The sequence below is a fragment of the Halospina sp. K52047b genome, assembly GCF_008709855.1.
In the GTDB taxonomy this organism is placed as follows: domain Bacteria; phylum Pseudomonadota; class Gammaproteobacteria; order Pseudomonadales; family Oleiphilaceae; genus Halospina; species Halospina utahensis_B.
On the sequence record NZ_VYJH01000005.1, the window covers coordinates 103,054 to 126,809 of the forward strand.

The window sequence follows — 23,756 nt, forward strand, 5'->3', positions numbered from 1 at the left end:
CGTCCTCAACTCAGAATTCCTGAAAACCGGGTGCGTGCCCGCCGTTACTCGGGCCGGGCACGGGTGCTTTCGAGCAGCCCCTTGAGACTGGCGGCTTTGGGCTTGACCAGCCAGAAGGCGCCGATGTACTCGTCCAGGTTTTCAAGGATATGCTGGCCCCAGGCACTTCCCGTGGCCTCGACGTGTTCGCGGATCACCCCACGCAGATGGTTCCGGTACGGCTCCATGTGCTCGCTGGAGATGCGGTGGATCTCCACCAGTTCATGGTTGTACTTGTCCACGAAGGTCCGGCTCTCATCGAGCACATAGGCGAAACCACCGGTCATGCCAGCACCGAAGTTCTGGCCGGTCTCGCCCAGGACCGTGATCAGGCCACCGGTCATATACTCGCAGCAGTGATCCCCGGCGCCCTCGACCACCGCGTGGGTGCCGGAGTTGCGCACGCCGAAACGCTCCCCGGCCATGCCGGCCGCGAACAGCCAGCCACCGGTTGCACCATAGAGGCAGGTGTTACCGATGATGGCCGTCTTCTGGGTCTCGAAACGGCTGGTCGCCGGCTGCCGGATGCGGATGCTGCCTCCGGTCATCCCCTTGCCCACGTAGTCGTTGGCATCCCCTTCCAGGTTCAGATGCAGACCGCCCGGGTTCCAGACACCGAAGCTCTGACCGGCCGAACCGGTGAGATTGACGGTAATGGGCGCATCCGTCATGCCCTGACTGCCGTGCACAGCCGCGATCTCACCCGCCACGCGCGCGGCGATCGAACGATCACAGTTGGTGATGCGGTACTCGAAGGTGCCACCCCGCTTCTCCTGGATGGTCGGCAGCATGTCAGCCACCATGCGTTCCGCCATCTCACCCGGATCGAAGGGCGTGTTCTTCTCGACCATGCAGTGCTGGGGCTTGTCCGCCGGGATGTGGCTGTTGTCCAGGATCCGTGTGAGATCCAGATTGCGCTGGCGCGGGGTCTCCCCGGGCAGCAGCTCCAGCAGGTCCGTACGGCCCACCAGCTCCTCAAGGGTGCGCACACCGAGCAGAGCCATCCATTCCCGGGTTTCCTGGGCAATGAACCGGAACAGGTTCATGACCATGTCCACCGTGCCCTGGAAGTGCTCGGAGCGCAGGCGCTCATCCTGGGTCGCGACGCCGGTGGCACAGTTGTTGAGGTGGCAGATCCGGAGGTACTTGCAGCCAACTGCCACCATGGGCAGCGTACCGAAACCGAAGCTCTCCGCCCCCAGAATGGCGCCCTTGACCACGTCCAGGCCGGTCTTGAGGCCGCCGTCGGTCTGCAGGCGCACCTTGTCGCGCAGGTCGTTCGCCCGCAGGGCCTGCTGGGCTTCACTCAACCCCAGCTCCCAGGGGGATCCGGCATAGTGGATGGAGGTCAGCGGGCTGGCCGCCGTGCCACCGTCATAGCCGGCTATGGTGATCAGGTCCGCGTAGGCCTTGGCCACACCCGCAGCCACTGTACCCACGCCGGGCTCGGAGACGAGCTTCACCGAGACCAGTGCCTTAGGATTGACCTGCTTGAGATCGAAAATCAGCTGCGCCAGATCCTCGATGGAGTAGATGTCGTGGTGCGGCGGCGGCGAGATCAGCGTTACGCCGGGAACGGCGAAGCGCAGGCGTGCGATCAGCTCGTTCACCTTGCCACCCGGCAGCTGCCCACCCTCGCCGGGCTTCGCGCCCTGGGCGACCTTGATCTGCATCACGTCCGCCTCGCGCAGGTACTCGGCAGTCACCCCGAAGCGCCCGGAGGCCACCTGCTTGATCTTGGAACGCTTCTCCGTGCCGTAGCGGGCCGGGTCTTCCCCGCCCTCACCCGAGTTGGAGCGCCCTCCCAGGCGGTTCATGGCCACGGCCAGGGCTTCGTGCGCCTCGGGCGACAGCGCGCCCAGGGACATGGCGGCCGTGTCGAACCGGGTATAGAGATTGTCCGCCGGCTCCACTTCGTCCAGCGACACCGGCTGGATGTCCTTGCGGAACACCATCAGGTCACGCAACGTCGCGACCGGCCGGTTATTCACCAGCCCGGCATACTCCTGATAACGCCCGTAATCGCCGGTGGTGACCGCTTCCTGAATGGTACGGATCACGTCCGGATTGTAGGCATGGTACTCCTGGCCATGCATGTACTTGAGGAAACCGCCCGGCGGGATCGGCTTGCGCGACTTCCAGGCCAGATCGGAAAGCACCTCCTGATCCTGCTGGAAGTCGTAGAAGGTGGCCCCCTGAATGCGGCTGGTCACGCCGTTAAAGCACAGGTTCACCACCTCATCGGAAAGCCCCACGGCCTCGAACAGCTGCGCGCCCCGGTAGGACACAATGGTGGAGATCCCCATCTTGGAGAGGATCTTCATCAGACCCTTGTTGATGCCGCGCCGGTAATTGTTCTTGGCATCGATGGGGTCCATCATCAGCTCACCGCTGGTGACCAGGTCGTTGAGCACCTGGTACGCCAGATACGGGTAGACGGCGGTCGCGCCGAAACCGAACAGCACGGCAAAGTGGTGGGAGTCACGAGCCCAGCCGGTCTCGATGATCAGGTTGGCATCACTGCGCAGGCCCTGGGCCACCAGGTGATGGTGTACAGCACCCGTAGCCATCATGGCGTTGATCGGCAGCTCGCCCTTCTGGAGCCCCTTGTCGCTGAGAATCAGCAGCACCTTACCGTTGCGCACGGCCTCGGCGGCCTCCTCGCGCACGGCTTCCAGGGCCTTCTTCAGCCCCAGCTCCGGACGATAGCTCAACCGTATACGCTGGACCTCAAAACCGGGCCGGTCATTCTCTTCGAGCCGGGCGAACTTGGCGGGCGACAGAACCGGCGTGGAGAGGATGATCCGGTTGGCATGCTCCGGCGTCTCCTCGAACACGTTGCGTTCAGCGCCGATGCAGGTCTCCAGGGACATGACGATGGACTCACGCAGCGGGTCGATCGCCGGGTTGGTCACCTGGGCGAACTGCTGGCGGAAGTAGTCCGCCACATGGCGGACCCGGCTGGAGAGCACCGCCATGGGCGTATCATCCCCCATGGAACCCACCGCCTCCTGGCCACTTTCACCCAGCGGACGCAGGACCTGGTCACGCTCCTCAAAGGAGACCATGAACATCTTCTGGTAGACCTTGAGATCATCCTCTTCCATGAGCTCAAAGGACTGACCACTCTCGTGGAGCAGAGTCGACTCCACCCTGAGGGCGTTCTCGCGCAGCCACTGCTTGTAGGGACGTGCATTCCTGAGGCGCTCGTTGACATCCTCGGTCCTCAGCAGCTCACCGGCCTGGGTATCGATGGCAAGCAGCTGCCCGGGCCCGATCCGGCCCTTGGCGACCACCGAAGCGGGGTCATAGTCCCAGACACCGATTTCCGAGGCCACGGTGATGAGACCATCGTCGGTCTCCACCCAGCGCGAGGGACGCAGGCCGTTACGGTCGAGCATGCAGACGGCGTAGCGGCCATCCGCCATGACCATCCCCGCCGGACCGTCCCAGGGCTCCATGTGCATGGAGTTGTATTCGTAGAAGGCGCGCAGGCCGGCGTCCATGCTGTCCACGTTCTGCCAGGCCGGCGGCACCATCATGCGCAGCGCCCGGAAGATGTCCATGCCTCCGGCCAGCAGCAATTCCAGCATGTTGTCCATCGCGGAGGAGTCCGACCCGGTACGGTTAACCAGCGGCTGCAGCTCTTCCAGATCCGGCAGATTGGGACTGCTGAACTTGGAGCCCCGTGCAACCGCCCAGTTGCGGTTGCCTTCGATGGTATTGATCTCCCCATTGTGGGCCAGCAGGCGGAATGGCTGGGCCAGGGGCCACCGGGGCGCGGTATTGGTGGAAAAGCGCTGGTGGAAAACACACACAGCAGTGGCCATGTCCGGATCGCCCAGATCCGGGTAGAAGGTCGGCAGATCCACCGGCATCATCAGGCCCTTGTAGGACAGCGTGCGGTTGGAGAGACTGCAGACGTAGAATTCCGGGTCGTCCTCAAGGTCAATCTCGGCACGGCGGCGACCAACGAAAAGCGCCACACCCAGCCGATCCGGGTCCACGGACCCTGAAGTCACAAAGACCTGCTCAATGCCGGGCAGCGCATCCAGTGCCATCTGCCCCAGGCATTCCGTGTTGGTCGGCACGGTACGCCAGCCGACGACATTCAGTCCTTCGCCCGCCAGCCGCTCCTCAACCACGGAGCGTGCCCGGGCGGCACGCTCCGGGTCACGGCTCAGAAAGATCTGACCCACACCATAGTCAGCCCCCAGGTCTGCCCCGAGATCCTGCTTCGCGACCTTGCGCAGGAAGGCGTCCGGAAGGTTCAGCAGCAGACCGCATCCATCCCCTGTCTTCCCGTCGGCGGCGATACCGCCACGGTGGGTCATGCAGGTCAGCGCGTCTATGGCCGTATTCAGGAGCCTGTGGCTGGCCTCACCCTGCTTGTGGGCGATCAGGCCAAACCCGCAGTTATCCCTGTATTCACCGGGCTGGTACAAACCTGTCATCATAGCAGTCTCTCTTGGAGATTTTCTTCTAATACAAAGGCTTAAACAATACCTCAAGGCATCTTTAAGCCCTCGGTTTTCACAAAAGGGCTGCGTAGTCTACACGCGCGCGAAAATCCGCTCAAATCATTGAGTCTGGAAAAAGATAGCAAGGCAGGTTTTTATAGCTTTTAAGCCTATAGATCCTCGTAAGCACGTGGCCAGGGACCCATGGCCCGAACCCGCTCCGGCAGGGAATCAATGGCCTCGCGGGCTGCCCCCCGATCCGGATAGGTGCCATGCACCACAATGAACCATGGCTCACCCTGATGCCGCGTCCGGGTATAGACCGCATCGCCCACATCGTACTCTTCCATGAATTCTAGGGCAGTGGATTCGTTGAAACTACCCAGAAGTTGAAGGGTAAACGCACCCCTGGCCTGTTCCCGATACCACTGTGCCTCGCGGAAGCGGTCAGGGTTGCGGGGGCTGAACCCCTCCTTTCCGCCCTGCCCGTCTGTGTCAGCCACAGCTTCCGCATCGGCCGAATCCGTATCCGGCTCCGGCCCAGGTTCGGTTTCCGGGCTGGTTTCCCGAACCGGGACCATGATGGGTGCGACATCCAGAAGCGGCTCACGCCTGATACGGCCTTCACTGACCCCTTTCGGCTGCCCAGCCTGCTCCGTTTCCGCAATAACCTCGCGGGCGCGTTTGACTTCATCAAACGCCGCTTCCGTGGCCATTTCCTTCTCTGTCACGGGTTCCGGATTCCCTCCGCCACCGTACTGGAGCGACACCAGGATAACGCTGACCCCGAGCGCCAGAAGCGCAACACCGGCCCAGAGGCGCCACGGAAACCGGCGCGGCCCAGCGACCGGCGACCGGCTCGAGGCAGCATGACGGGGGTTGGGCTCCGGAGCCGCCCGGCCACTGAGAATCCCTGGCGCCACCGTCCGTATGGCGCGGAGGTTACCGCCGCTCTGCTGCTGAACCCGGCGAACGACGCTGTCGGTTAGCAGCGGCGTGGCATCCTCTCCCACGTGATCGAAGCTGGCGTGAATGAAGTGGCGGACGTCCTCTTCCTGCAGAGGCGGCAGAACCGCTTCATGAACAATGGCACTACGGGCCGGATCAGTCAGAGGGGAACGGCGGGTCAGACCCTCCGTTCCCGCAAGCACAGGGACAGCTGCCCGCCCTGTGTCACTGGCGGCGAAACCATCGACCAGTGCCTCAAGGACGTCGTCTCCCAGAGCATCCGCATCGTCCAGCACCAGGACCCAGCGCCGATCCCGCTCAGCCTGCCCGACACTCCACTGAAAGAAGGCCCTGGCCGCTTCTGTCGGCGCCATACCCACCAGTGCCTGACCGCTGAGGCGCGAGAGCATGCCGGGCAGCGATGAGGCATCCGAGAGGCCTTCCGCACGCAGCCGCTGGACGGAAAGGAGGTGGGAGGCATTACGGGCGAGCTCGGCCAGAAGACGGCTCTTGCCGGCACCCGGCTCACCGGTGACAGCAAGCACCATATCTCCGAACGCAACCAGATGCCCCAGGGTATCCAGCTGGTGCTGGCGCTGTGCCCCGGTGAAGAAGAAGCCCGGGCTTTCGGCGAAGGGGTCCGCCGTGCCCTGACCCACCTGCTCACTCATCGTTCAGTCCAGTGGATGACAGAAGTGATTGAGGGTGGCCTCGAAGGCCTCGGGGTCGAAGTCCTCGGTCACGAAGGCATCACCAAGCGCCCGGAGCAGGACCAGCCTTACCCGGCCACTGACGTTTTTCTTGTCCACCTGCATCAGGGCCCGGAAGTGCACCGGCGACATTCCCTCCGGCGGGTTCACGGGCAGCCGCGCACGGATCAGCAGCTGACGCACGCGCACCGAATCGTTGTAGTTCAGGTAGCCCAGACGCTCGGAAAGATCCGTGGCCATCATCATGCCAGCGGCTACCGCCTCACCATGAAGCCAGTCGCTGTAGCCGGTGTGTGTCTCGATGGCATGACCGAAGGTATGCCCGAGATTGAGCAATGCCCGCACACCGGCTTCACGCTCGTCCTCGGCCACAATGGCGGCCTTGCATTCACAGGAGCGGCGGATGGCTTCCTTGAGTGGCTCCGGCTGCATGGCCATCAGGTGATCCATGTGCTCCTCAAGCCAGGAAAGGAAGTGTTCATCCCGGATGAGGCCGTACTTGATGACCTCGGCCATGCCCGCAGCCATCTCCGTGGGCGGCAAAGAGCCCAGCGTCAGCGGATCGGCCACCACAATGCGTGGCTGATGGAAGGCCCCGATCATATTCTTGCCCTGGGGATGGTTGATGCCGGTCTTGCCACCAACGGAAGCATCCACCTGGGCGAGCAGTGTGGTCGGGATCTGGATGAAGTCCACACCCCGTTGCCAGGTGGCGGCGGCAAAACCGGTGATATCGCCGATCACCCCACCGCCGAGCGCCACAAGGGTGGTCCGGCGCGTGTGCTGTTTGTCGATCAGCACATCAAAGATGCGGTTAAGCGTCTCCCAGGTCTTGTAGCGCTCGCCATCCGGCAGGATCACCTCATCCACCCGACACCCCGGGAAGCTGGCACGGGCCTGTTCCAGATAGAGCGGCGCGACCGTCTCATTCGAGACGATCAGCACCTGCTCCCCCGTCACCCATGGACTGAGATCCATGCGTCCAAGGCTGCCTTCCTCGATCACAATGGGGTAGCGGCGCTCTCCCAGTTCAACGTTCAGATGATCCTGCTTCGGTTGCATGCGCATGTCCTTCCGATTCATCGAGAACCCGCGAGAGGTGGCGTACCAGGTGACGGGGACCGCGCTGACTGCTTTCGACGGTCAGGTCCGCAATCTCCTGGTAGAGCGGATCCCGTTCCTCGAACAGCCGTTCCAGCACCGCCCGCGGGTCAGGGTTCTGCAGCAGTGGCCGGTTGCGGTCCATACGCGTCCGCTCGTACTGGAGATCCGGCGTGACACGCAGATAGATCACATAACCATCCGTCATCCGCTGCCGGTTCTCCGGCCGCAGCACGGCACCGCCGCCTGTTGCCAGCACAATACCAGATTCATTGAGAAGCTCATCAATCACCCGGCTTTCCCGGTCCCGGAATCCGGATTCCCCTTCCATGTCGAAGATCCAGGGGATGTCCGCACCGGTACGCGCCTCCAGTTCCCGGTCGGTATCAAGGAAACGGTAGCCGAGTGCGCGGGCGAGCTGACGGCCGACGGTGCTCTTGCCCGCCCCCATGGGTCCAACGAGGATGATTCTTTCCGGCAGCGCCATAGCAGAGGATCCGAGCACCCGCTCTCCAGTTCAGTGCCTGAGACTACCACAAAAGAAAAGCCACCCGCAGGTGGCTTTTCCATGACCCGGTGGTGTTCCGGCGGTCAGTCGAGCACATTGCTTTCCATGATCCGTGGTGTCACGAAGATCAGCAGCTCCGTTCTCGTATCCTGCTCAGTGGTTTGCCGGAACAGCGCGCCGAGGTAGGGGATATCGCCAAGGAATGGTGTTTTCACAACATTCTTCGAGACCTCGGACTCATAGATCCCCCCAAGCACCACGGTCTCACCATCTCCCACCAGCACCTGTGTCTGGACGGATCTGGTGTTGATGCTCGGAACCCCTGCCGTCACCTGACCACGGGAGTCCTGATTCACCTCCAGGTCCATGATGATGTTGTCATCCGGGGTGATCTGTGGTGTCACGTTAAGTCCCAGTGCCGCTTCCTTGAACGACACATTCGTCGCCCCCGAGGACGTCGCCTCCTGATAGGGGATCTCCTCGCCGGACTTGATGCTCGCTTCCTGACGGTCGGCTGTCACAACCTTGGGCTGGGACACGATCTCAAGCTGACCGTCAGACTCCAGGGCGGACAGCTCAAGGTCCAGCAGAAAATCACTGCTGGTAAAGCCAATCGCTGCAGAGCTGGTGCCGGTACCGCTCACACCAAGATCGACGTTCATGTCCGCCGGGAAATCGCCAGCCCCAAAGTTACCACCCGCCGCATCGGATAACGAGTCACTGCTCCCGCCAATCGAGAAGTTGCCCTCGTTGCCGCTCACACCCCAGGCGATCCCCATGTCGCTGGAGACGTCCACATCGGCCTGCACAATCCGCGCCTCAATCAGCACCTGACGCACCGGGCGATCCCAGGTCTCAACCAGATCGCGGATCTCTTTCAGCGTGGGCGCTGTCTCACGCACACTGATGGTGTTGGTCCGGTCATCGGAGGAGATGAACCCGCGATCCGAGATCAGTTCGTCGTCCTCGCGCAGCAGGGAGACGATGTCGCCAGCCTTGGCGTAGTTCACCTGGATGGTCTCAAGGCGCACAGGCCGGAGCTCCTCCATCTGGCGCTCGGTTTCCAGCTCCTGGCGCTCATACTCCGCGATCTCCTGGGCTGGGGCGACCAGCAGGACGTTCCCCATCCGACGCTTATCGAGCCCTTTCGTCTGGAGAATGATATCCAGCGCCTGGTCCCACGGCACGTTCTCAAGCCGCAGCGTGATCGAGCCCGTAACCGTGTCCGACGCCACCAGGTTGAGGCCGGTGAAGTCGGCGATCAGCTGCAGCACGGAGCGGACCTCGATGTCCTGGAAGTTCAGCGAGAGCTTCTCGCCATCGTAGGGGAAGCGCTCTTCCTGGCGCTGCTCCGCCTCCTGCTCGGTCAACTTCTCCACGCTGAGAGTGAAGCGGTCATCCGTCTGGTAGGCCGCGTAGTCATAGGTGCCGGAAGCGGTCACCTCCACCAGTGTGCGCCCATCCTCGGTGAAGGTATCAATACGCTCCACGGGCGTTCCGAAATCGGTCACATCGAGACGGCGGCGCAGACGCTCCGGCAGAGCCACCTGCCCGAGATCAAGCCGGATCTTGCCCGCCTGCTCATCCATGTCCACGGAGACCCTCGAACTGGACAGATCCAGTACCACCTCGCCCTTGTCGTCCGAGGTGCGATTGAAGTCCACGCCTTCCAGCGAGGCATCCGATGCTGGCGCCATGGGGGCCCCAGCCACCGCCTGGGTGCCGCTGCCCGAGACCTCACTGTCGCCAGCGTCGTCACCGTCTGAATCATTGGATGTCCCGGCCCTCCGGTTTGCATCCGCACCCACAGTCACAACCATACGGCTGCCATCACGCTGCACCTCATGGGGCACCAGGCGTGTGAGGTTGAGTACCAGCCGGGTACGATCTTCCGCCTCAACAACCGTCATGCTCTGTGCATTGCCATCACCAAGATCGTGATAGCGCTGCTCGAGGTCGCTGCTGACACCATCAAGATCCAGCGTGATACGTGCCGGATCCTGGATGGTGTAGCCAGAGGCTTCCGGCGGTTCCCCATCAAAGCCCAGGACGATCTCGGTTCGATCGCCTGACAGCGAGGAAAAGTCCACATTCTCCAGTGTCAGGGCCCCGGCTCCCGCGGACGTGAGCGCCAGTGCACCAATCACCAGCAGTTTCTCGATTTGTTTCAGCATTGCGTGCCTCAGGCGGTTTTTCTGATTCCGTGTTGTGATCTGCATGACAGCACCCCGGCTCACTCTTGTTCCAGCGACAGGGTCCGGGGCCGCTTGACCCAACCGCCGCTGCCGTCACCGACAATTTCCCGCAGCTGGATGCGCGTTTCGGTTACCCGCTGCACGCGTCCATGGTTCTGCCCCATATAGTCACCCACTGTGACCCTGTGTATGCCCCCTTCGGGATCCTGGACCAGGGCGTAGAGCCGCCCTTCCTCGGACCGCTGCAGGGAGCCCACCATTGCCAGATCACTCATTTCGAAGCGCTCCAGCGGCTCGGTCGGCCGATTCTCATTCGGCTTGATCTCGGATTCCGGCTCATCCTCTTCATCCTCCTGATCCGACAGCACCACTTCAGCCGGCGGCTCAAAAGGTGAGCGGCGATCGGAGGCTGCATAGGTGAACGCCTCGTAAGCCTTGAACTCCGGCAGGGGCTCTACTTTCCCCTGGGGTTCGTTACGGGCTTTTTTCATGAATTCGTCCAGGTCCTGATAGCCCTGATCCCGCGAGCAGGCCACGAGCACCAGACTCAGGCCCGCGATCACCAGGTATCGGGCGACTGCGGTTACTCTCATTGTTCGCCTCCTGCCCGGTACCGGTACGTCTTGGCCACCATCTGCATGCGCAGCTCGTCATTGCCGTCAGAGCGGCTGATCGAGAAGTCATGCAGGGTCACGATCCGCGGAAGTCCGGCGACGCTGCTCACGAATGTTGCCAGTTCGTGATAGGTACCCCGCACCCGGATGTTGATCGGCAGCTCCACATAGAAGTCCTGCTCAACCTCGTCCTGAAGGGCGAACTCCTGCAGATCCAGGCCACTGCCCAGTGCGGTGTTCGTGATGTCCTCCAGAAGCCCGGGCACTTCGGTATCGCTGGGAAGCTGACGCACCAGGGCGCCGAAGGTCTCCTCCATTTCCACCATCTGTTGGCGGTAGCGATCCAGGTTCGCCACGCGATAGGCCTTGCGCTCGTATTCCTGGCGCAGCTCCTGCTCCTGCTCTGCGGCGCGCTCCACCTCGGTGTACAGGTCCTTTACGAAGAACCAGTAGCCGCCGCCGAGAACGAGACCGAATACCAGGAGCAGGAACACAACCTTGACCGGCATCGGCCAGATGCCGGCATTGTTGAAGTCCAGCTCGCTGACATCAAAATTCTTTATGTTGTCGAACGTATCCTGCCAGTTCACTGTTCCTGCTCCGATTCCGCTTCGTCTTCATCCGGCACCACCTGCTGAACGCTCAGGTTGAACCGGCTGTAACCGGACCGCTGGTCATCCGCGGCGGAGACATTCGTCAGGTTGGGCTCGGCAAACCAGTCCGAACGCTCGAAGTTGCGCATCAGGCTCGATATCCGGCTGTTGGACTCGGCCATCCCGACGATGGAGACCTGATCGCCACTTTTCTCCAGCTGAGTGTAGAACAGACCGTCAGGAAGCGTCTGAACCATCTCATCGAAGGCACGCACGATCACAGGGCGCTGCCCCTGGAGATCCTGGATCACCTGCATACGCGACAGCAGCTCCTCGCGGCGTTCCTTGAGGTCCTCGATCTCGGCGATCTGCTCCTCAAGGTCCTTCATGGCATTCTCAATGTAGCTGTTACGGGATTCCTGATGATCGATCAGGCCCTGCACATGGCTCTGCCACAGGAATACCAGGCCGGCGCCGACAATCAGGGCACCGGCGAGCATGACCAGGAACTGGCGTTGTTTCTCGGCGCGGAGTTCTTCACGCCAGGGTCTGAGGTTGATACGGGCCATCAGTCAAAACTCCTCATCGCCAGGCCGCAGGCGATCATCAAGGAGGGGGCATCATTACTCAACCCCGCGGCATGCACCTTGGATCCCACCGCCATGTCGGCGAAGGGATTTGCCACCAGCGTAGCGGTTCCGGTCTTTTCTTCCACCTGCTCGGACAGCCCCGCTATGGATGCGGTGCCGCCCGCGAGCAGAACATAGTCAACGGTATTGTACTGGCTCGACCCGAAGAAGAACTGCAGGGCCCGGGCCACCTGCTGGACCACCGCTTCCTTGAAGGGTTCGAGCACTTCACTCTCGTAATCGTCCGGAAGCCCCCCCTGTTTCTTGGCCAGACCGGCCTCTTCCTGGCTGAGCCCGTAACGCCGCTGGATCTCCTCGGTCAGCTGCTTACCGCCAAAGAGCTGTTCCCGGGTGTAGATGGTCTCGCCATCCACCAGCACGCTCAGCGTCATCATCGTGGCACCGATGTCCACCAGCGCCACCACCTGCTCCTCGGCGTCACGCTCGAGCTGGGACTCGAGCATGCCGAAGGCGCGCTCGAGCGCATAGGCCTCAACGTCCACGACCTTCGTGCTCAGGCCACCGATCTGAAGGGCCTCCTCGCGCACATCGACGTTCTCCTTACGGCAGGCGGCCAGAAGCACATCGACCTGGTCCGGATTGACCTCGGACGGCCCCTGGACCTCGAAATCAATGGCCACCTCGTCCAGTGGATAGGGGATGTACTGATCCGCCTCGTTGGCGATCTCGTCCTCCATCTCGAAGTCGTTGAGTCCCGCCGGCATCTGGATGGTCTTGGTGATCACCGCGGATCCGGAAACGGCCACGGCCGCGTGCTTCAGGCCGGTGCGCGCTCTGCCCACCACCTTGCGGACCACATCGCCCACCGCTTCCACATCGTTGATGCTCTTCTCGACCACCGAATTCGGTGGCAGGGGCTCAACCGCGTAGCTCTCAACGCGGTATCGATCACCCTGTTTTGACAGTTCCAGCAGCTTGACGGAGCTTGAGCTGATATCGACCCCGAGCATGCTGTTCGCTTTCTTTCCAAGCAGTCCGAACACGTGCTCACCCCAGTATTCTGTATGGATCGCAACGGTTGCCTGTTTCAGGGATTCTGCTTTCGGGATATCCTTGCAGACCCCTTACGGCTTCCGGTGCCTCCTGAAGCAATTTATGAAATGATAGACGCATAGTCCAAAATTGTCAGAGAAAATGTCCCGCACACTCCGTTACATCCGTATCCTCAGTTGGCTTTTTCTTGCCGGTGGCGCCGGTGCCGCCATGGTACTGGCCGCCTTCTACCTGTACCTCCAGCCTGGCCTGCCGTCCGTGGACCAGCTGCGGGACGTGAACTTTCAGACGCCTCTGAAAGTGTATACACGTGACAGCAAACTGATAGCCGAATTCGGCGAAATGAGAAGAACGCCACGGGATCTGGAAGCTGTACCTGGGCACCAGATCCAGGCATTCCTGGCCGCCGAGGACAGCCGCTTCCACGAGCACCATGGTGTTGATCTGCGGGGACTTATCCGCGCCACCTGGGAGCTTGCCATAACCGGCTCCATCCAGTCCGGGGGCAGCACCATCACCATGCAGGTTGCAAAAAATTTCTTTCTGTCACGAGATCAAACGTTTCTCCGCAAGTTCAACGAGATCCTTCTGGCCCTGCAGATCGAACGCGAGCTTTCCAAGGACGAGATTCTTGAGCTCTACGTTAACAAGATCTACCTCGGCAACCGCTCCTACGGCATTGAGGCCGCAGCACAGGTCTACTATGGCAAACCCATCACCGACCTCAACCTCGCCCAGATGGCCATGATTGCAGGGCTGCCCAAGGCGCCGTCCACCGCGAACCCGCTGGCCGACCCGGAGCGGGCCCTTGAGCGGCGGGACTGGATCCTCTCGCGCATGGCCTCACTGGGCTACATCAGTGACGATGAATACCGCAAGGCAACCAGCAAAGGTGTCAGCGCACGCTACCATGGCCCTGAACTCGCACTGAACGCGCCCTATGTGGCCGAAATGGCCCGTCGGGAAGCCCTGCGCCAGTTTGGCCAACAGATCTACAGTGAAGGCTATGAGATCCACACCAGCGTGCACAGCGCAAGGCAGCAGGCCGCCACGCGCGCACTCCGCCAGGGCCTGGAAGCCTATGATCGCCGACACGGCTATCGCGGCCCGGTCGACCAGTGGGCGCCGGAAATGCTCAATGACCGTGACGCACTGAGCAAGCGCCTGGAGGACCTGCCCCGGGTAAACGATCTCGTCCCCGCCGCCATCGTGGGGTTGAACGACAACGCCGCCACTGCCGTGACAGCCCTGCATGACAGCGTCACCATCCCGATGCGCCACATGCGCTGGGCCCGGGAGTACATCAATGAGAACCGCACCGGGCCGGAACCGGAGTCACCCCAGGATGTGGTATCCGTTGGGGATGTCGTCTATGTGCGGATTCCCGTTCAGGATGTCCTGCGCCCCGAGAGTGAGCAGGATACGCTGACAGCCGAACTGATGCAGATTCCCGAAATCCAGGGCGCCATTGTCTCCATGTCACCTGATGACGGTCGTATTGAGGCGCTGAGCGGCGGCTACAGCTTCAGCATGAGCTCCTACAACCGGGCCACACAGGCCTACCGGCAGCCCGGCTCCGCCTTCAAGCCCCTGATCTTCCTTGCGGCCCTGGAGCACGGCGCGACAGCCGCCACCACCATCAACGACGCCCCCATCGTCTTTGATGACGAGGACCTGGAGACCGCCTGGCGCCCGCAGAACGCCGGCGGCCAGTTCCGGGGCCCGACTACCCTGCGCCAGGCGCTGTACCAGAGCCGCAACCTGGTCGCCATCCGACTGCTGCGCCAGACCGGTATCCAGCGCACACTGAACTACATCGACAGCCTGGGACTGGACACCAGCCGGCTCCCGAGTGACCTGTCGCTGGCCCTGGGAAGCGGGGCCATGACCCCCATGGAGATGACGCGCGCCTATGCCATGATCGCCAACGGCGGTTACGAGGTAACACCCTGGGTTGTTGAGCGCATCGTGGGTCCAGAGGGCAAAGTGCTCCGCGAAGCGCCGGAAACGCACCAGTGTAACGACTGCAGCAAGGACCCGGAGGTTCTGGATGCGACGCTCCCCGATCTCGACAGGAATAGCGGGAGCAACAGGGATACGGATCCGGTCCGCCCCGTCCACACCATGGAGCGGGTCGCCGATGAAGAGGCGATCTACATCCTCCAGTCCATGATGCGTGATGTGATCGAGAGAGGCACCGGGCGTGCTGCGCGCTCGCTCGGGCGAGAGGATCTGGCGGGCAAAACGGGGACAACCAACAACCAGCTCGACACCTGGTTTATGGGCTTCAACACGGGCATAGCAACCGGCACCTGGGTGGGCTTTGATCAGCCCCGCTCCCTGGGCCGGCGCGAGTTCGGCAGCGTGACAGCGCTGCCCATATGGAAAGACTATATGGAGGTCGCACTCCAGGGGATGCCCGAGAAGCTCATGGAACGCCCTGCCGGCATCGTCTCACGCCGCATTGACCCTGATACCGGCGAGAGCGCCAGCACGGACAACCCCGATGCCAGGTTCGAGATCTTCCGATCGCGCTATGCCCCGGAGCCGGCATCCCCCGGTGATTCGGGAAGCCGTGATGAGAACGGACGCGGGGAGAACGGAGAATCCACACCGGCACAGCAGCTGTTCTGAGGCAGCGGCGACAACTAACCACAAAAAAGCCCCGGCCATGACTGACCGGGGCTTTTTCATCCTTACCCTGAACAGGCGTCAGGGTTCAGATGATGTCTTCCATGGACTTGAGCGGGTAATGATCCGGATACTTCTTGCCGGCCACGCCGCTGTCCACCGCAGCCTTAGCCACTGCTGCCGGAACAAACTCCAGCAGACGCGGATCCATGGGCTTGGGAATGATGTACTCCCTGCCGAACTGGAATCCGCCCACACCATAAGCCTGGGCGATACTGGACGGAACGGATTCCTTGGCCAGCTCGCGGATGGCGTGGACTGCCGCGACCTTCATCTCCTCATTGATCTCACTGGCACGAACGTCCAGTGCGCCACGGAAGATGAATGGGAAACCCAGCACGTTGTTCACCTGGTTCGGGTAATCGGAACGACCTGTCGCCATGATGATGTCATCACGGGTCTCCAGCGCCAGCTCCGGCTTGATCTCCGGATCCGGGTTGGAACAGGCGAACACGATCGGGTTCGGCGCCATGGACTTGAGCATCTCAGGCGTCAGCAGGTCCGGTCCCGAGAGACCAACGAATACGTCGGCCCCCTCCAGGGCGTCCGCCGGTGTACGGCGATCAGTCTCAACCGCAAACATGGCTTTGTACTGATTGAGATCCTCACGGCCGGAGTGCACCACACCCTTGCTGTCGAGCAGCATGATGTTCTCGGGGCGGGCCCCACAGCTGATCAGGATCTTCATGCAGGCAACGGCCGCCGCGCCGGCGCCCATGCAGACAATGCGCGCCTCTTCCAGCGTCTTGCCCTGGAGCTCCAGCGCATTGAGCATGCCGGCGGCGGTCACAATGGCCGTACCGTGCTGGTCGTCGTGGAAGATCGGCACGTTACACTGGTCAATCAGCGCGCGCTCAATTTCGAAGCATTCCGGCGCCTTGATGTCCTCAAGGTTGATACCACCGAAAGTATCCGCAATACGCGCCACCGTTTCGATGAACGCCTGCGGGCTTTCGGAGTTCACCTCGATGTCGAACACATCAATGCCGGCGAACCGCTTGAACAGCACCCCTTTACCTTCCATAACCGGCTTGCTCGGCAGCGCGCCGAGGTTGCCCAGGCCAAGAATGGCACTGCCATCGGAGATGACGGCCACCAGGTTGCCTTTGGTGGTGTAGAGGTAGGCGTTCTCGTGATCCTTCGCAATCTCGCGCACCGGCTCCGCCACGCCCGGGCTGTACGCCAGGGACAGATCCCGCGAGGTCTGGGTCGGCTTGGTGATTTCCACGCTTATTTTGCCGGGGCGCGGCTTGGCGTGGTAATCGAGCGCTGCTTGCTTCATATCTTCAGACATTGCCAATCTTCCGTTTCTGGATGGAGAGAAGTCCTGTCGAGTCAGCTGTTGCCGCCACCGATCTTGCCGCGGAAACGACGGTTGAACTTGTCGATACGGCCACCAGTATCCATGACCTTCTGCTTGCCGGTATAGAAGGGGTGGCAGGCGGAGCAGACATCAACATGGATGTCCTTGCCCACAGTGGAACGGGTGTGAATGACGTTGCCGCAGCTGCACGTCGCCTTCATTTCCTTGTATTCAGGCTGGATATCGTGATTCATGGTTGACCTCTCTAGCAGGCAATGCCGCCACCCGGGCCATCCGCCGGGCACCGCATTTGAAACATTTGGGATTCCGGTGCAGACTCTCGGCCGGCACCTCGGCCACTGTGTAAGCGGCGCATCATAGCAGATTCAGCACCCAGCGCAAGGAGACCCCGTTGGCGACATTGGCACGCATCGCCCTCCCCCGTGCGGTCCGTCAGCTGTTCGACTACCGTATTCCCGAGGGCATGACGCTGACCCCTGGGCAGCGCGTGCGCGTGCCACTGGGAAAGCAGCGTACACTGGGCCTGGTCATGGAGCTGGATCCACCGGATCCACCGGACATGACGCTCAAACCGGTAGAGACACCCCTGGAAGACTGGCCGGTACTGCCGGATGACGCCCGCGAACTTCTGCTCTGGGCAGCCCGATACTACCAGCACCCGCCGGGAGAGTGCGTGTTTGCGGCACTTCCCCCGGCCCTCCGCCGGGGGGCGCCGGCCAGCCTGCCCAGACCCACCGTCTGGCTGGCCACTGATGCGGATATCTCGAACCTGCCAACACAGGCCCGGCGCCAGCGTGAACTGCTGGCATGGCTCAACCAGCACCCCGGCCAGCCGCTGACCTCCATCAAGGCGGCCGGCTTCACCCGGGAAGTACTGAAGAATCTCGAGAAACGGGGCCTCGCCACGGAACGCACTGCCAGCGAGGATGCCTGCACCTGGCCGGACGCCCCCTCCATCGAACTCAACAAGGATCAGGCCACGGTACTGGACAACCTGAACGCGCCCGGGGAGGGCTTTGCCAGCCACCTGGTCTTTGGTATCACCGGCAGTGGCAAGACCGAACTCTACATTGAGTTCATCAAGCAACGCATCGCCGCCGCGCGGGATCCGGACCGGGCCCAGGTGCTGGTCCTGGTGCCCGAGATCAGCCTGACTCCGCAGACACTCGCCCGGTTCGAGACCCATTTCGGCGCCCGTATCGCCGTCTGGCACTCGGCGCTCAACGCCACCGAGCGCCTGTCCACCTGGACACGGGTGCGGGAGGGCGAGCCGCTGATCCTGATCGGCACCCGCTCGGCCGTTCTTCTGCCCTATGCCAACCTGGTCACGATCGTGGTCGACGAGGAACACGACGGCTCCTACAAGCAGATGGAAGGTTTCCGCTACTCCGCCCGGGATCTGGCCATCTACCGGGCCTGGCAGAGCGGATGCCCGGTCATTCTGGGCTCGGCCACGCCCTCGCTGGAGTCCTGGCACAACGCGCGAAAGCAGCGCTATCATCTGCACCGCCTGGAACGCCGCGCCGGCAATGCCACCCTCCCCCGCACCGACCTGGTGGATGTACGCAGCCGCCCGCTCAGCGGTGGGCTCTCACCTCCGCTACTGGAAGCCATCGACCAGACCCTGGAAGCCGGCGACCAGGCGCTGCTGTTCATCAACCGACGGGGATTCTCCCCCGTCGTGATGTGCTTCGAGTGCGGAGCTCCCATTGAATGCCCGCACTGCGATGCCCGGCTCACCTACCACCGCTACGACAACTGCCTGCGCTGTCATCACTGCGGGCACCAGCAGGCTGTGCCACGAACCTGTCCGGAATGCGGCAAGGAAGGGTTGAACGCAGTCGGCCAGGGAACGGAGAAGACGGAATCCGTGCTTGCGGAACGCTTCCCGGAAACCCCCGTCATCCGTATCGATCGCGACAGCACCCGGCGTCGTGGACGGCTGGACGAACTCCTGGCGCCAGTCCGCAGGGGCGAGCCCTGCATTCTCGTGGGTACCCAGATGCTGGCCAAGGGCCATGACTTTCCCGGCGTGACCCTGGCGGGCATCCTGGATGCGGACGGCGGCCTGTTCAGCAGCGACTTCCGGGGCCCCGAACACCTTGCCCAGCTGGTCATCCAGGTCTCGGGGCGTGCCGGACGCGGTGAACGTGGCGGCCGGGTGCTCATCCAGACCTGCCAGTCGGGCCACCCGCTGCTTACCCAGCTCTGCACCGGGGACTACCCCAGCGTCGCGGACACCCTTCTTCAGGAACGGGAGGAAGCAGGCCTGCCGCCGGCCAGCTTCATGACCGCACTGCGGGCGGAAGCCCCGACCATGGCGGACAGCCTGGCCCTGCTGGACGATCTCGCCCGCCGTGCCGAAGCCAGCCCGGCGCCGGTTTCCGTGCTCGGCCCCTTCCCAGCGATCATCGCCCGCAAGGCCAACCGACACCGGGCCCAGATCCTGTTCCAGAGCCAGGACCGTCCGGCCCTGCACCGCCTGACCAACCAGCTCTGCCGCTACCTGGAACAGAACCGGCCCGCCGGCGGCGTGCGCTGGGCGGTGGACGTGGACCCGCAGAGCCTGGATTGAGTCTGGTTCCCGATTCCCCGATAATGGCGCATCGTCATCCGCGACCGGACGCCCCTGCTCGCGAGCCAGACACGGAAACCCCAAAAGCACACCAGGCCACTGTTCCCAATGAAAGACCGCATCGCCGAACTTCTCCAGAAAGCCGTTGAAACCCTGACCACCGAGGGGGTCATCCCAGCCGAAGCCGCACCCACTGTCGAGGTGGAGCCGGCGCGTGACCGCAACCATGGTGACTTCGCCAGCAACATCGCCCTCAAGGCGGCCAAGCCGGCGGGCATGAAACCAAGGGACCTGGCGGAGAGGATCGTCGCGGCACTGCCCGGGGACGATGCCATCCGGAAGGTGGAGATCGCCGGCCCCGGCTTCATCAACCTCTTCGTCAGCCACGCCAGCCAGTTCGACATTCTGCGCACTATCCGGGAACAGGGGCGTGAATACGGCCGTCAGGATCTGGGCCAGGGCAAGTCCGTGCAGGTCGAATTCGTTTCCGCCAACCCCACCGGCCCGCTGCACGTGGGCCATGGCCGCGGTGCCGCCTACGGGGCCAGTGTCTCGGATCTGCTCGAAGCCGTCGGCTACAGTGTCCACCGCGAGTACTACGTCAACGACGCTGGCCGCCAGATGAGCATCTTGGCGCTCAGTGTCTGGCTGCGCTATCTGGAACAGGGTGGTGAGTCCTTCACCTTCCCCGCCAACGGCTACCGCGGCGACTATGTCCTGCCCATTGCCCGCCAGCTGCGCGAGGATGCAGGTGACAGCCTCCAGCACCCTGCCGCCACCGTCTTCAGCGGCATCCCGGCGGACGAGCCCGAGGGCGGCGACAAGGAAGCCCACATTGATGGCCTGGTGCAGCGCGCCCGGGAACTCATCGGCGAAGAGGCCTTCGCCCGGGTCTTTGACCTCGCACTCAACGCCATCCTCACGGATATCAAGGAAGACCTGGCCGGTTTCGGCATCCATTTCGACGAATGGTTCTCCGAGCGCAGCCTGCGCCCGGACATCGAGGACGCGCTGCAGCGGCTCGAGCGCAACGGTCACCTGTACCAGGAAAACGGCGCCACCTGGTTCCGCGCCACGACTTTCGGTGACGATAAGGACCGCGTGGTGCGCCGCGATAATGGCGAAACCACCTACTTCGCCTCGGACATCGCCTACCACCTGAACAAGTTCGAGCGTGGCTTCGACAAGGTCATCAACGTCTGGGGGGCAGACCACCATGGCTACATGGCCCGGGTGCGCGGCGCCATCGAGGCCCTGGGCGTGGATCCCGGCAGGCTCGACATCCAGCTGGTGCAGTTCGCCATTCTCTACCGGGGCAGTGAGCGGCTTTCCATGTCCACCCGCAGCGGCTCCTTCGTCACCCTGCGCGAGCTGCGCGATGAGGTGGGCAAGGATGCAGCGCGTTTCTTCTACGTCACGCGCAAGGCCGAACAGCACATGGACTTTGACCTGGAGCTGGCCAAATCCGAGAGTAAGGATAACCCCGTCTACTATATCCAGTACGCTCATGCCCGGGTCTGCAGTGTGCTCGAAAAAATGCGTGCCCAGGGCCTGGACAGCAGCGTCAGCCTGGAACCGGCCATCCTGGAACACCTCGAACTCGAGGAAGAGAAGGATATCGCCGCCATGATGGCCCGTTACCCGGAGATTCTGGGAAAGGCGGCGGAAGCGCTGGAGCCCCACCAGCTCACCCATTACCTGAGGGACCTGGCCGGCCAGTTCCACAGCTACTACAACGCCCACAAGGTACTGGTGGACGATGACCCGCTCCGCCAGGCGCGGGTTGCCCTGTCGCTTGCGGTGCAGCAGGTCCTGGCCAACGGCCTCGAACTGCTTGGTGTCAACGCGCCGGAATCCATGTAAGGGACGCGATCATGGCCAAGAAGAAGGACTCAACCTCCCTGCGCTGGCTGATCCCGGTGGCGCTGCTTTCCGGGTTCGTGGGATTCCTTGTCTATCTGGACTCGCTGGAACCCGACGGCGGTGACAGGCAGCCGGAGACATCCACCGCTCCGGAAAAGCCGCCCGAACAGGAAAGCAGCGGCGAAACCCCCGACTTCCAGTTCTATGAAATGCTGCCGGAGTCCGAGGTCGCCACGCCGGATATCGAGGCCTACCGTCCGGACGAGTCCGAAAGCGACCGGAACCTGGAGTACATATTGCAGGCTGGGTCCTTCCAGAGCCGGGAAGACGCCGAACGCCAGCGCGCCCAGGTCGGCTTCCAGGGCCTCAGGGCCCGTATCTCCGAAGTCAGCGTGAATGATGGCGGCGTCTGGTTCCGCGTCATGGTCGGGCCCTTCGACTCCCGCAGCCGCATGAACCAGGCCGTGGACCGCCTTGTCGAGATCAACATCCAGCCGATGGTGCGCCGGCGCGAGGCCGAAGGCGAGGGCTGACGCCCTGCCGGCACACCTTGAAATACAGTTCCCAAGCCCCCACTTCCGGATAAACCCCAAACCCGGCAACCACGGGAGTACGCATGACAACCATTCTTTCAGTACGCCGTGACGGCGAGGTAGCCATGGGCGGCGACGGCCAGGTTTCCCTCGGCAACACCGTCATGAAAGGCAACGCCCGCAAAGTACGGCGGCTGTACAACGACCGTGTGCTCGCCGGCTTCGCCGGCGGCACGGCCGACGCCTTCACCCTGTTCGAGCGTTTCGAGGCGCAGCTGGAGAAATACCAGGGCAACCTCACGCGCGCCGCCGTGGAACTGGCCAAGGACTGGCGCACGGACCGGGCCCTGAGGCGGCTCGAGGCCATGCTGGCGGTGGCGGACGCGGAAACCTCGCTGATCATCACCGGTAACGGCGACGTGGTCGAGCCCGAGGAAAGCCTGATCGCCATGGGCTCCGGCGGCCCTTACGCCCAGGCAGCCGCCAGGGCCATGCTCGAGAACACCCAGCTGACGGCGCGCGAGATTACCGAGAAAGGCCTCGATATCGCCGCCGATATCTGCGTCTATACCAACCATAACCGCGCGCTGGAAGTCATCGAACCCAGCGACTGACAGGAGTATTCATGGCAGGCATGACCCCCCGGGAGATTGTTGACGAACTCAACCGCCACATCGTCGGCCAGGACGAGGCCAAGCGCTCCGTCGCCATTGCCCTGCGCAACCGCTGGCGGCGCATGCAGGCAGAGACCGACATCCAGGACGAGATCACCCCCAAGAACATCCTCATGATCGGCCCCACGGGCGTGGGTAAGACCGAGATCGCGCGCCGGCTCGCCAAGCTGGCGGAAGCGCCCTTCATCAAGGTGGAGGCCACCAAGTTCACCGAGGTGGGCTACGTGGGGCGCGACGTTGAATCCATCATCCGCGACCTGACCGAGAACGCCGTCTCGCTGCTGCGCGAGAAGGAAATGGCCCGGGTCCAGGACCGCGCCCTGGACGCCGCCGAGGACCGCATCCTCGACGCCCTGCTGCGGCCACCGCGCGATCAGGAAGAGGACGAGAAAGCGGATAACAGCTCCGCCACCCGTCAGATGTTCCGCAAGAAACTGCGCGAGGGCGAGCTGGACGACAAGGAGATCGACATTGAGGTCAGCGCCAACAGCGGCGGCGTGGAAATCATGACCCCGCCGGGCATGGAAGAGATGACCAGCCAGCTCCAGTCGCTGTTCTCCAGCATGGGCAACGACAAGAGCAAGACCCGGCGCATGCGCGTGGCGGACGCCTTCGAGCAGGTGCGCGAGGAAGAAGCCGCGCGGCTGGTCAACGAGGAGGAAATCAAGCAGCGCGCCATCCAGGTGGTCGAACAGAATGGCATCGTCTTCCTGGATGAGCTGGACAAGGTCGCCAAGAAGAGCGATTCACAGGGCTCCTCGGACGTCTCCCGCGAGGGCGTGCAGCGCGACCTGCTGCCGCTGATCGAGGGCAGCACCGTCAGCACCAAGTACGGCATGGTGCACACGGATCACATCCTGTTCATCGCCTCCGGCGCTTTCCACCTGACCAAGCCCTCGGACCTGATCCCCGAGCTCCAGGGCCGTCTCCCCATCCGCGTGGAGCTCAAGGCCCTGACTCCGGGCGACTTCAAACGGATCCTGACCGAGCCACGGGCATCACTGGTGGCCCAGTATGAAGCGCTGATGAGCGCGGAAGGCGTCAACCTGACCTTCACGGACGAGGCCATCGACCGCATTGCGGAGATTGCCTGGAAGGTCAACGAGAGCACCGAGAACATCGGTGCCCGCCGTCTGCACACGGTCATGGAAAAGCTTCTGGACGACATCTCATTCGATGCCGGTGACCAGATCAGCGAGGCCTTCGAGGTCACGGCGGATTACGTGGAGCAGCAGCTCGGCGAGCTGGCCGAGGACGAGGACCTCAGCCGCTACATCCTGTGAGC

At 62.8% G+C, this 23,756-nt stretch carries 17 protein-coding genes; 6 read left to right on the forward strand and 11 right to left on the reverse strand.

Annotated features, from left to right (window positions below; translation table 11 throughout):
• Positions 1–44: 44 nt before the first annotated feature.
• The 9 genes from gltB to F3089_RS08400 all read right to left on the reverse strand — a co-directional run bounded on the left by gltB (position 45) and on the right by F3089_RS08400 (position 12,801).
• Complete coding sequence (gene gltB / locus F3089_RS08360) at positions 45–4,496, reverse strand: glutamate synthase large subunit (protein ID WP_151440392.1); 4,452 nt, start codon at positions 4,494–4,496, stop codon at positions 45–47.
• Between the two features lie 173 nt (positions 4,497–4,669).
• A complete protein-coding gene (locus F3089_RS08365) occupies positions 4,670–6,118 on the reverse strand; it encodes an SPOR domain-containing protein (RefSeq protein WP_151440393.1) in 1,449 nt (482 codons plus the stop codon).
• 3 nt (positions 6,119–6,121) lie between these two features.
• A complete protein-coding gene (aroB, locus tag F3089_RS08370) occupies positions 6,122–7,219 on the reverse strand; it encodes a 3-dehydroquinate synthase (protein WP_151440394.1) in 1,098 nt (365 codons plus the stop codon).
• Entirely contained in the window at positions 7,188–7,745 is a 558-nt protein-coding gene (gene aroK, locus F3089_RS08375; RefSeq protein ID WP_151440395.1) for a shikimate kinase AroK, read from the reverse strand. The genes aroB and aroK overlap by 32 nt, the downstream gene beginning before the upstream one ends.
• A gap of 104 nt (positions 7,746–7,849) precedes the next feature.
• Positions 7,850–9,940, reverse strand: a complete 2,091-nt coding sequence (locus tag F3089_RS08380) for a type IV pilus secretin PilQ (protein WP_151440396.1) — start codon at positions 9,938–9,940, stop codon at positions 7,850–7,852.
• Between the two features lie 59 nt (positions 9,941–9,999).
• A complete protein-coding gene (locus F3089_RS08385) occupies positions 10,000–10,554 on the reverse strand; it encodes a pilus assembly protein PilP (RefSeq protein ID WP_151440397.1) in 555 nt (184 codons plus the stop codon).
• Complete coding sequence (locus F3089_RS08390; protein ID WP_151440398.1) at positions 10,551–11,165, reverse strand: type IV pilus inner membrane component PilO; 615 nt, start codon at positions 11,163–11,165, stop codon at positions 10,551–10,553. Before F3089_RS08390 ends, F3089_RS08385 begins: the two co-directional genes overlap by 4 nt.
• Complete coding sequence (locus F3089_RS08395) at positions 11,162–11,737, reverse strand: PilN domain-containing protein (RefSeq protein ID WP_151440399.1); 576 nt, start codon at positions 11,735–11,737, stop codon at positions 11,162–11,164. The genes F3089_RS08390 and F3089_RS08395 overlap by 4 nt, the downstream gene beginning before the upstream one ends.
• Complete coding sequence (locus F3089_RS08400) at positions 11,737–12,801, reverse strand: pilus assembly protein PilM (RefSeq protein ID WP_151440400.1); 1,065 nt, start codon at positions 12,799–12,801, stop codon at positions 11,737–11,739. Before F3089_RS08400 ends, F3089_RS08395 begins: the two co-directional genes overlap by 1 nt.
• 151 nt (positions 12,802–12,952) lie before the next feature.
• Here F3089_RS08400 and F3089_RS08405 point away from each other — a divergent pair, with 151 nt between their 5' ends.
• Complete coding sequence (locus tag F3089_RS08405) at positions 12,953–15,445, forward strand: penicillin-binding protein 1A (protein WP_151440401.1); 2,493 nt, start codon at positions 12,953–12,955, stop codon at positions 15,443–15,445.
• 85 nt (positions 15,446–15,530) lie between these two features.
• Here F3089_RS08405 and F3089_RS08410 read toward each other — a convergent pair whose 3' ends face one another.
• Both F3089_RS08410 and rpmE read right to left on the reverse strand, forming a co-directional pair.
• Entirely contained in the window at positions 15,531–16,796 is a 1,266-nt protein-coding gene (locus F3089_RS08410) for a malic enzyme-like NAD(P)-binding protein (RefSeq protein WP_151440402.1), read from the reverse strand.
• A 41-nt stretch (positions 16,797–16,837) separates the two neighbouring features.
• Positions 16,838–17,059 carry a 50S ribosomal protein L31 gene (gene rpmE, locus F3089_RS08415; RefSeq protein ID WP_077529212.1) on the reverse strand — a complete coding sequence of 74 codons (222 nt, stop codon included), beginning with the start codon at positions 17,057–17,059 and terminating at the stop codon, positions 16,838–16,840.
• A 158-nt stretch (positions 17,060–17,217) separates the two neighbouring features.
• On the opposite strand from rpmE, the gene F3089_RS08420 reads away from it, so the two are divergent.
• The 5 genes from F3089_RS08420 to hslU all read left to right on the forward strand — a co-directional run bounded on the left by F3089_RS08420 (position 17,218) and on the right by hslU (position 23,754).
• Positions 17,218–19,401: a primosomal protein N' gene (locus tag F3089_RS08420; RefSeq protein WP_151440403.1), complete on the forward strand. Its 2,184-nt coding sequence runs from the start codon at positions 17,218–17,220 to the stop codon at positions 19,399–19,401.
• A gap of 108 nt (positions 19,402–19,509) precedes the next feature.
• On the forward strand, positions 19,510–21,264 hold the full coding sequence (gene argS / locus F3089_RS08425) for an arginine--tRNA ligase (RefSeq protein WP_151440404.1): 1,755 nt from the start codon (positions 19,510–19,512) through the stop codon (positions 21,262–21,264).
• An 11-nt stretch (positions 21,265–21,275) separates the two neighbouring features.
• On the forward strand, positions 21,276–21,797 hold the full coding sequence (locus F3089_RS08430) for an SPOR domain-containing protein (protein ID WP_225741716.1): 522 nt from the start codon (positions 21,276–21,278) through the stop codon (positions 21,795–21,797).
• Between the two features lie 83 nt (positions 21,798–21,880).
• Positions 21,881–22,411: an ATP-dependent protease subunit HslV gene (gene hslV / locus F3089_RS08435; RefSeq protein WP_151440405.1), complete on the forward strand. Its 531-nt coding sequence runs from the start codon at positions 21,881–21,883 to the stop codon at positions 22,409–22,411.
• Positions 22,412–22,422: 11 nt separating this feature from the next.
• Positions 22,423–23,754, forward strand: a complete 1,332-nt coding sequence (gene hslU, locus F3089_RS08440; RefSeq protein ID WP_151440406.1) for an ATP-dependent protease ATPase subunit HslU — start codon at positions 22,423–22,425, stop codon at positions 23,752–23,754.
• Positions 23,755–23,756 lie beyond the last annotated feature (2 nt).